Genomic DNA, 8,708 nt, shown 5'->3' on the forward strand with positions numbered 1-8,708 from the left:
CAAGAACAACTAAGCACCATAAGAAAACGGAGCACCACAAAAACAAAAGAGCGCTACATCAATTTGAAATGTAACGCTCAACTTAGCACTGCCCAATGATCGCGACTTATGCTTTCAGTAGCTTTTCATTAAGAAGCCTAACTAGCCTGCTCGCAGTGCCAAAATAGACTCAATATCGTCGATGTCACGATATTGAGCGAGTTGTTGCTCTTTCGATGAAATAGCCACAATCGACATTCTATCGGCCAGTTCGTTACCTTCAATACCAACGTGACCGTTCACATGGTAGATGGTAATTTTTGAAGCCAGTTCTTGGTAGAGCGCATACGCAGGCTTAATAATATCGAGGTTTTTGATCTCACCGCCAGACTTGGTCCAGCCCTTTTTCTCCCAACCCGTTGCCCACTTAGTAATACAATCAATTGAGTACTTAGAATCACAATAAATCGCAACAGAGAGGCCCGCGTTTAACTTCTCTTTCGCGAGAATAAACGCTTGCTTAAGCCCATGTAATTCGGCGGTATTGTTGGTACCAACAGGTTGATACAAGCCATACCACAATTCTGTTAATTGGTTGTTTCGGTATACCGCTAAACCCGTCCCCGCTTCACCGGGGTTTGGTTCACAAGCACCATCGGTAAAGATCTTGATATCAAAAGGCATATCAGTGATTTGCTGCTCCGAAAGAGGCGGCACCTTAGCTTTCGTCGCCTTACCCGCAGAGTTTGGCTTTGTCGCTGTAGAACCTGACGCAGACGACGTTTTACCACCGAAAGCAGACTCAGCCTCGCCTAGTGTTGGGAACGATTTATATCTCGCACCAGCAAAGCCATCGACTTGAGACTTACAGTCATTCCAAGTGGTAAAAATACCCGGTGTACGACCTTTCCAAACCACATAATATTTCTTAGCCAAACTAACTCCTTACCAAAACCTAAACACACAAACAGTGAATCAGTACATTAGATGCCACCACGCTATACGTTGCAAGGTCTATCACTCTAAAACAGGTCTAAAAAAGCTGCGTTCATAACTCACGATGCAATCAACTTCGTCTGCAAATTCAAACGCTTTAATACACTCGGCATCGTTCAACGATTTAATCCGATACTCTTCATAGGCAGCCAAACTTTCAAAGGTAAACAGCGCCAAGGCAATATTGTTCGCCCCTTCCGACGGTAAAAAATAACCATTGTGTTGGCCCCCGAATTTAGCGACCAGAGGAATCCACATTTTTGCGTATGCCTCAAACTCATTTACCTTTTTAGGATCAATCACATATCGAACAGAACAAGTAATCATATTTATACAGCCCTTAAATAATAGGAGAAACACAAAGCCTAAGTTGACATTGAAGTTGAAGCTCACGAGAAAAGGTAATCAACCGCGACAAGGTTATAGAACAAAAACACCGCCATGCTAACGCCGATCGTTAGTAGCACATTGCCTGTTTTCCAAATCAATAAGCCAGTCACCACCGCGCCTATCAAGTATGGGTTTTCAAGGCTTGGCCAAAATGTTTGTTCAGGAGCAAATACAATTGGCCCCCAAATCGCAGTCAGCACCGCTGGGCTTGAATAGCGCAATAGGCGCCTTGCGGTTTGATTGAGTCGAAGCGGGATTGCAGGCTCAAGAAACAAATACCGGCTAAAGAAAACAATCGCAGTCATGAGTAATATCGTTAACCAAATCATCTCTATTTCCCCTCCACGATTGTCTTGTTACCGTTGTTTCGCTCTTGGAACGACTCGCTGAAAAAGCCCGCTAACATACCGGCGATCACTGCAATCATTAGCCCGCCCTCAATATTGTTAACCGACATGGCAACCGAAGTGACCAATGAAACCACAACACACACAACGACGGGTAGAGTTCGGATTAATGGGAACACCAAAGCGATAAAGGTTGCTGCGACCGCGAAGTCGAGCCCAATCTCATTAAGCGAAGGAATTTGGCTTCCCGCGACAATGCCGACAAAGCTCGCAATATTCCAAACGAGATAAAAACCGCCGCCTACACCCGCAGCATACCAGCGATTAAATTCTTTCTGAGACTGCCCACTACAAATCGCGAACAGCTCATCGGTGAGCCAAAATCCGAGTAATAGACGCCAACGCGCAGGAAGATGGCTAATTTTGTCACGCATCGATACGCTATACAGAAAGTGTCTTGAGGTGATGAACAGTGTGGTCAACAACATAGTGCCTAAACCAATACCCGCTTTGAACATACCCGCAGCGACAAGTTGCGCTGAGCCAGCAAACAAAATAGCCGACATCGCTTGCGCTTGAAGTTGATTCAATCCGGCATCTATCGCATATGAACCGGCTAGAATTCCCCAAGGGATTACCGCAATACTCAAAGGCATTCCCGCTAAAACGCCTTTCCATAACTGTGTTCGTCTATCCATTGTTTCACTATCCATATCATTCTTTTCTCTCTTTACATTCGCTATTCAATGTAAGAAGAGTGGAGTCGGTTCGATTGTACAAACTTGCTCGATTTCGCGAACCAATTAAGGTGTCCGATTTAGAGCATTTTAATGTATTGCCCCGGCGTGTAGCCATTGGCCTTTTTGAAGTGTCGATGAAAATGGCTTTGATCATGAAAGCCACACTCTTGCGCTGTATCTGAAATGGTATGTCTTTGTTTCAATAACTTACGCGAAAGCCTTAACCGAGATTGGATTTGATACGCATGTGGCGGAAGACCAAACTCTTTTTGAAAAGAACGCACTAAGTGAAACGGGCTCAATGCCGCCAGTTTAGAGAGTTCTTCTAGAGACACATCGGCTTGTGGAAAGTCATCTAAGAACTCTTTCACTAAGACAAGCTGGCGCTGAGTTTTCCCATCGAGTTGAGGGTTAAGCGGCGATTTTCCGTGTCGGCTAATCAGTTTAACCAACATTCCGTACATCAAGGTTTCTCTTAACAAGCGATTGTCAGATTCATCAATCGTGTTAAAGACTAATCTCAATTGATTGGCGAGTTCAGGATCTTCAACAACCGCTCTTGGGAAGTAAGGCGCCCCGTAATTGGGTAGGTTTAGCTCTTGAGTGATCTTGGCAAGTTGATCTGGGAGTGGATACATGGCTCGATACGCCCAACCGCCTTCAGTGGCAGAGTGACCGCTATGGACTTCGTCGGCATTGACCAGAATAATCGCATTTTGTGGCGCAATATGATGTCCGCCCGTTCGATAGAAACGCTGAGCGCCCTGCTCAATAACCCCAAGCGTATAGCCCTCATGGCTGTGGCGCGAGAAGTTCTGCTTTTCGTATTCAGCATTAAGGGTTTCAAGGCCACCGAGCTCTTCTGTGATCTTATATTCGGCCTTTTCTTTAGAGCGTTTCTTGTTCTCCATAACAATTCCCAAGCCTGTTGATTATCGAGCGACTTATCAGTCTACTCTATAGTCTCTTTCAGCTTTTGTACAAAATTGCGCTTTTGTTTGTTAATACTGTTTTTGTCGTTGGCTTAATAACGCTCTCTAACTGGGAGGAAAGTCTTGGTCTATAAATAGTTGGCGAATAATTGACAATAATTTAATTATACATGCCAATACTGTCTTCAAATCATCGGCAATAGACCTGATACACCATGAAAAATACGCTAATCCTTTTCTTTTTCCTGAGCCTTACAGGCTGTACGCACAATCAATCCAAAGCACTGAGCATGAACTCCTCGTCGGTTAATACATACCCACAATCGATGTCGAACCTGCAACTGTGCGACACCTTGTATTACGGGCGCTCAAGTAACCAGACACTGGCCGCTATTGGCAGTGAATTCAATCGAAGAGGATTATCCAAGAGTTGGTGTGACACCGAAACCAACAAGCTTTATCTAACAAAGACAATTGATTGGGTTGCTGACCAAGTAGAAGACAAAGAAGATTCAGAGGAAGAAGCGTCGGCAGTGGTGTTGCCAGCGAATTAGAACGGGTTAGCAATGTTGTTTGCTTATTAGCCGAGCTACCTAGTCAGGACTAGCCGAACTTACTTTATTGTTCAGGCACATCATTGATATGTTGTGACACACGAACTAGCTTACTGGTTTTAAAACCCATGCTCTGCGCCCGTTCAATCAGCGAGTCTAAGTCTTGTTTGGTGAACTCTGCAGTGCGATACAAGATCTGTAAGGTATTTTTGGTAGGACCCACCAACAAAGCCTGAGTGTAATCTTCATTCAAGAAAATTACCTTTCTCTGCTTCTCATAAGGGCTATTCGCTTCGACTGAAAACCACGCTTCGGTTTGAGAGCCCTTAAATGTTGCGGCTTGTTCTTTGGTCTTCCACTCATTCTTTTTCGCGTTGTAGCCTCGAGTTGTCAGCTTAAGATTACCGTCAGATTCAAATAAAAAGCTAAACGACAAAGAACCGAGCTTTGATTGCAATGGATGCGGGATAAAACAAGCGGAATACCATGTACCAGCGAAGCGTTCGGCATCAAAGTCAGAGGCGGGGATTTTAGACGTAGGTTTACTGCCACGAAACGTAAACAACAGCTTAATCATTAGCATCGCTAATATTTTGTATGTCATGTCACTTACTCTTTATTCGATTGTTATTAGACCCACACCTTCGATCGCATAATCAGTCGACGAATTGGTCTGTTTTTACAAGCTTAGCCAACAAGGTCTGTAACTGCTTGGATTCGTCTTCACTCAACGCACTCTGAAACTGCTCGCTGATACTATCGACCATAGGCTCACAATATTCGGCAAGCTTCTTGCCCTCTTCCGTTAAAGAAAGAAGTTTTACCTTTTTGTTCGTTTCACTCTTGCTGGCCTCAATAAGGTTCAGCTTAATCGCGTTATCAACCAAACGCTTGGTCACAGAGCGATTTCGAAGCAAGTAATTGGTTAACTCTTGCTGAGTGATTTTGCCATGCTTATCTAACACTCGAAGCGCACCAAACATCTCTAGAGAAATGCCCGAAGTGGTGCCCATCTCAGCGGTGACTTGAGCTCGAAACTGTTTGTAAGCAAAGCCCATTAAGAACATAGGATTGCTGTCGAGTGCATCAATTCCGGTGATGGATAATGCTGGTTGATTTTCCATATATAATTCCTTGGCAGACCACTAATAATACCAACACGATGGACATTAACTCTGCACGAAAGTAGGTATCTTGCAAACCAAGATCGGTTGCTGAAACATAGAGTTGCAATGGTAGCATAGTTCCTAACATCGCTTCAGTATGCATACCTCGCACGCCACCACGACTGCCGCTGATCCAAATTGCTATCATGGTCACCAAGCTTGTTAGTCCAATGATATACACCCAATTATAGGAGTGTTGCCCCGCTAACAAGGTTACGAAGACCAACGCCAATGCACAACCACCAACGTGGGCTTGTAAACAGTTTTTCACCACCATTTGATAGTTCATGCGTTCACTTTGCGCAGCCGCAATAATCACAGGCATCATACAGAACGTCGCGGCAATCAAATCGACCATCATCAAAAATGCTAAACCAACTCCAAGCATAACCACATATATCACTCGCTGCTGGTACGTCACAGGAACACTTTGCATTGGCAGCGGCGACATCGCTTTGGGCGGCTTTAAGAACAGCATCACAAATCTCACCACAACCATGGTCGTCACCATGCTCACTGCTATATCGCGAACCCAGTCCGTCATCGGCATTGGGCCATGTTGTGCAAACACAATCACCAAAAACCAATTGAGCAATGGGATGTAGATTTTCCCAAGTTTGGCAGGCGTGTCGGCCCACCTTCTTGCTAAATCAAATACCCATAAACTGATCCCCCAAACCACTGCCGGGTGTGAGGCAAATAACTGATCGACAAGCAGAGCCACACAAGCGACACCCAAGATAGGGAGAAACGCTTTGAGCATACCTCTCACTGAGTAGTCGTTAATCTTGGTCGCCGCCATTACCGGATAAAGAGCGAGGTACGCCGCAACACCTAGCTGTAGCCAAAGTTGAGCCAACATACCCAAAGACACGATAGCGCTGATCCAAGCTACTTCAGACCAGTTAATCGGGCCTCGAACTTCGTTATTCATAATCTGCCTCTTAGGTCGTAAATCGTTATTTCGTCAGTGGGTAGTCAGTTAGTCGATGATTGAAGAGCACAGTTAAACTAGGTAACGAATGCGAGCTAGCACTTCCATCCATGCACTTCCGATCACATCCCAAAACGTCGCTTCAGGCACCACCATCACGCTCACTTTAGAGCCTGAGAACAATGAGTGATCAAGTGACGGCAACGTTACTTGTGTACGCACTTTTTGTTGGTCTCGAATCCAGCGATCATCATTCACGACTTTCGCGAGGCCGCTGTTGTCGCTGCTCGCATCATAGATAGCCAGTTCACGACCTTGAATATTTCCCTCAAACACCTCACCAGGCATTGCATCAAACACCAAACGAACGGTTGTTCCCGCAGTCAGATTTGCACTGCCCTTTTCGTTGAAGTCTGCGTTAATCCAAGCATGCTGGCGATCAACCAAAAACAAAACGGGGCTGCCAGCGCCAACATAGGTTCCTGAGTTAAGGTTGAGATTGCTGATTACGCCATCAACAGGCGCGACGATTGTCGTTTTGTCCAAATCCAATTGCGCCAGTTCAACGCGAGTTCGAGCAACAGCCAAAGCACCGTTGTCGCTGCTTTTCTCAAGCTCAGCTTTTATCTGCTCAATATCGGCTTGCGCAGCTTCGACGGCTTGCTGTCTTACAATCGTGTCCGATCGGCTATCGTCTAGCGTTTCTTGGCTAACAAGTTTTCTCGAAATCAATTGCTGGTTACGCTTCAATTTTCTCTCGGCATTCAGAGCTTCGTGTTGGCGCTGACGTAACGTCGCTTCCGCGCCATGCAAGTGCTGCTTGTTTGCTTCATAGCTTTGCTCTGCTTCAACCAAAGCCGCTTCAGCCTGAGTTAACGCCAATTCAAAACGAGTTGGATCTAAGCGAACTAGCAGTTCCCCTTTTTTTACATCCTGACCATTCTTAACAGCCAACTCCACCACTGGCGCCGACACTTCTGCAGCAATACGGCTGGTTGGAATGTGCAATTGAGCTTGAGTTGTGAACGGCGCAAGGTTGTCACTTGCCACCAAGAAAAGAGCAAACAAGGCACTGGTGCCAAGTGTTAGATAGAGCATCCATTGATACGCTTTATTAGCCATAATGTTTCACCTGCAACAAAATAATGCGCTCATTGTATTGATTTTTGTTTCAGATGCAACATAAATCAAAGGTGAGTATCTTAAAGATCTTGCGAGAAGTACAGCAAGCTACTGTTTATGAAAGATATAAATAGAAATTTAGATAAGAAAAAGTCGTGTAGTTAGTTTGGGAAGCAAGAGTTCCAGAAGTTATCTAATGCCTTTGCTCACAATGATATGCATTAACATTGATATTCTTTAACATTTGATTAACCAACTTATCCATTAAAACTATAAGGAAATAAAAATGAAGTGGATATTTGTTGTATTCGTCAGTGTTTTCTCAGTATTTACTTACGCAAAAGATTGGAAGCAAATCCGATTTACGGTGGAAGGAGCATACCCACCATTCAGCTGGACAACGCAAGATGGTGAATTAGAGGGGTTTGAAGTCGATTTAACCAACGCCTTGTGTGTCGAATTAGAAGTAAAATGTATCATCTCAAAAACTGACTGGGACGGGATTATCCCTTCGCTTTTAAGCCGTAAAAACGATGCAATTATAGCGGCTATGACAATTACCGAAGAACGTGAAAAGAAAGTTAACTTCACGATGCCTTACGCTAAAGTTCCCACTCGTTTTGTCATGGAAAAAGGGCGTGAAATCAATATGGATGACGGCAGCTTAAATGAACTAACAATTGGAGTTCAGTGCGCTACCATTGGTGACAAATACCTTTCCGAGATCTACCCAAATGTAGATATCAAGCGTTATGGATCATTCGACGAAGCCTTTACCGATTTACTCAACGGGCGCCTAGATAGCGTGTTTGGTGGTTCTATGGGACTCAATACGGGCTTTCTTGAAACGGAGCAAGGTAAGGACTACCACTTTACGGGTCCTAAATTTACAGAAGAAAAATGGTTCGGGCGTGGTATTGGTGTCGCGGTACGAAAACAAGATAATGAACTCAAAGATCTTATTGATGACGGTATCCAGCGCTTGATCGACAATGGTCAGCATCAAAAAATCGCAAGTAAGTATTTTTCATACAGCATTTACGAATAGTTTGGTATGCAGTGTGGACTAAACTAATTGCGAACTGTGTTCACTTTAGAAAGCATCAGATAGCAAAAAGCCGCTCATAAAGAGCGGCTTTTTTAATGTCGCTGAAACCAAGTTAGAAATTTATAGTAGAAGTAGTACTAAACATTATACTATTTTGTTTTAAATGCATATTTAGTAGTATTTATTTAGTCGTTATTATCCAAGTTATACTAACGTGTTGGTCAATACATATTCACCAACTTAGCGACTTACTAGAATCCAGCTTAACCCCCTTTGACCCATACTTTCCTCTAACACCGTAAGGTCCTAAGTTGATTTTATGCAAATATTCATGCTCATCCCATCACACTCAGAAAATGAGTGCGGCGTTACAGGATGAAATTCCAGTGATGAACAATGTCAATCCATCACTGGAAATAAGTCTTTAATAGCTCCATGATTATATTCGAAGAACGACTAAGTAATTACTTCTAACCAAAACTCATAGACAGAACCTTAAG

11 protein-coding genes are annotated in these 8,708 nt (G+C 44.0%); 2 read left to right on the forward strand and 9 right to left on the reverse strand.

Annotated elements, in window-relative coordinates; all coding sequences use genetic code 11:
- Positions 1 to 141: 141 nt before the first annotated feature.
- The 5 genes from AB4161_RS19370 to AB4161_RS19390 all read right to left on the reverse strand — a co-directional run bounded on the left by AB4161_RS19370 (position 142) and on the right by AB4161_RS19390 (position 3,363).
- On the reverse strand, positions 142 to 915 hold the full coding sequence (locus AB4161_RS19370) for a ribonuclease H family protein (protein WP_136982855.1): 774 nt from the start codon (positions 913 to 915) through the stop codon (positions 142 to 144).
- Between the two features lie 81 nt (positions 916 to 996).
- On the reverse strand, positions 997 to 1,302 hold the full coding sequence (locus tag AB4161_RS19375; RefSeq protein WP_136982856.1) for an NIPSNAP family protein: 306 nt from the start codon (positions 1,300 to 1,302) through the stop codon (positions 997 to 999).
- 62 nt (positions 1,303 to 1,364) lie between these two features.
- Positions 1,365 to 1,694: an AzlD domain-containing protein gene (locus AB4161_RS19380; protein ID WP_050644634.1), complete on the reverse strand. Its 330-nt coding sequence runs from the start codon at positions 1,692 to 1,694 to the stop codon at positions 1,365 to 1,367.
- 2 nt (positions 1,695 to 1,696) lie between these two features.
- Positions 1,697 to 2,425 (reverse strand): AzlC family ABC transporter permease, encoded by a 729-nt coding sequence (locus tag AB4161_RS19385; RefSeq protein ID WP_136982857.1) that lies wholly within the window; start codon positions 2,423 to 2,425, stop codon positions 1,697 to 1,699.
- Positions 2,426 to 2,529: 104 nt separating this feature from the next.
- On the reverse strand, positions 2,530 to 3,363 hold the full coding sequence (locus AB4161_RS19390; protein WP_372083968.1) for an AraC family transcriptional regulator: 834 nt from the start codon (positions 3,361 to 3,363) through the stop codon (positions 2,530 to 2,532).
- Positions 3,364 to 3,599: 236 nt separating this feature from the next.
- Here AB4161_RS19390 and AB4161_RS19395 point away from each other — a divergent pair, with 236 nt between their 5' ends.
- Positions 3,600 to 3,938 carry a hypothetical protein gene (locus AB4161_RS19395; RefSeq protein ID WP_017084570.1) on the forward strand — a complete coding sequence of 113 codons (339 nt, stop codon included), beginning with the start codon at positions 3,600 to 3,602 and terminating at the stop codon, positions 3,936 to 3,938.
- 64 nt (positions 3,939 to 4,002) lie between these two features.
- Here the strand turns inward: AB4161_RS19395 and AB4161_RS19400 are convergent, their stop codons facing one another.
- The 4 genes from AB4161_RS19400 to AB4161_RS19415 all read right to left on the reverse strand — a co-directional run bounded on the left by AB4161_RS19400 (position 4,003) and on the right by AB4161_RS19415 (position 7,160).
- Entirely contained in the window at positions 4,003 to 4,542 is a 540-nt protein-coding gene (locus AB4161_RS19400; protein ID WP_017062226.1) for a lipocalin family protein, read from the reverse strand.
- A gap of 52 nt (positions 4,543 to 4,594) precedes the next feature.
- The gene (locus AB4161_RS19405) at positions 4,595 to 5,062 is read right to left on the reverse strand and encodes a MarR family winged helix-turn-helix transcriptional regulator (protein WP_017062227.1); all 468 of its coding nucleotides are present in this window, start codon (positions 5,060 to 5,062) and stop codon (positions 4,595 to 4,597) included.
- Complete coding sequence (locus AB4161_RS19410) at positions 5,025 to 6,038, reverse strand: DUF2955 domain-containing protein (RefSeq protein WP_017070267.1); 1,014 nt, start codon at positions 6,036 to 6,038, stop codon at positions 5,025 to 5,027. Before AB4161_RS19410 ends, AB4161_RS19405 begins: the two co-directional genes overlap by 38 nt.
- Before the next feature lie 72 nt (positions 6,039 to 6,110).
- The gene (locus AB4161_RS19415; RefSeq protein WP_017062229.1) at positions 6,111 to 7,160 is read right to left on the reverse strand and encodes an HlyD family secretion protein; all 1,050 of its coding nucleotides are present in this window, start codon (positions 7,158 to 7,160) and stop codon (positions 6,111 to 6,113) included.
- 286 nt (positions 7,161 to 7,446) lie between these two features.
- Here AB4161_RS19415 and AB4161_RS19420 point away from each other — a divergent pair, with 286 nt between their 5' ends.
- On the forward strand, positions 7,447 to 8,208 hold the full coding sequence (locus AB4161_RS19420) for a transporter substrate-binding domain-containing protein (RefSeq protein ID WP_372083970.1): 762 nt from the start codon (positions 7,447 to 7,449) through the stop codon (positions 8,206 to 8,208).
- Positions 8,209 to 8,708 lie beyond the last annotated feature (500 nt).

The organism is Vibrio sp. 10N.286.51.E5 (assembly GCF_041469125.1).
Classification (GTDB): Bacteria; Pseudomonadota; Gammaproteobacteria; order Enterobacterales; family Vibrionaceae; genus Vibrio; species Vibrio crassostreae_C.

Coding starts and splice junctions, on each gene's coding strand:
- AB4161_RS19415 (WP_017062229.1), bottom strand. CDS start 7,160: ATGGCTAATAAAGCGTATCAATGGATGCTCTATCTAACACTTGGCACC.
- AB4161_RS19385 (WP_136982857.1), bottom strand. CDS start 2,425: ATGGATAGTGAAACAATGGATAGACGAACACAGTTATGGAAAGGCGTT.
- AB4161_RS19420 (WP_372083970.1), top strand. CDS start 7,447: ATGAAGTGGATATTTGTTGTATTCGTCAGTGTTTTCTCAGTATTTACT.
- AB4161_RS19375 (WP_136982856.1), bottom strand. CDS start 1,302: ATGATTACTTGTTCTGTTCGATATGTGATTGATCCTAAAAAGGTAAAT.
- AB4161_RS19400 (WP_017062226.1), bottom strand. CDS start 4,542: ATGACATACAAAATATTAGCGATGCTAATGATTAAGCTGTTGTTTACG.
- AB4161_RS19395 (WP_017084570.1), top strand. CDS start 3,600: ATGAAAAATACGCTAATCCTTTTCTTTTTCCTGAGCCTTACAGGCTGT.
- AB4161_RS19380 (WP_050644634.1), bottom strand. CDS start 1,694: ATGATTTGGTTAACGATATTACTCATGACTGCGATTGTTTTCTTTAGC.
- AB4161_RS19390 (WP_372083968.1), bottom strand. CDS start 3,363: ATGGAGAACAAGAAACGCTCTAAAGAAAAGGCCGAATATAAGATCACA.
- AB4161_RS19405 (WP_017062227.1), bottom strand. CDS start 5,062: ATGGAAAATCAACCAGCATTATCCATCACCGGAATTGATGCACTCGAC.
- AB4161_RS19410 (WP_017070267.1), bottom strand. CDS start 6,038: ATGAATAACGAAGTTCGAGGCCCGATTAACTGGTCTGAAGTAGCTTGG.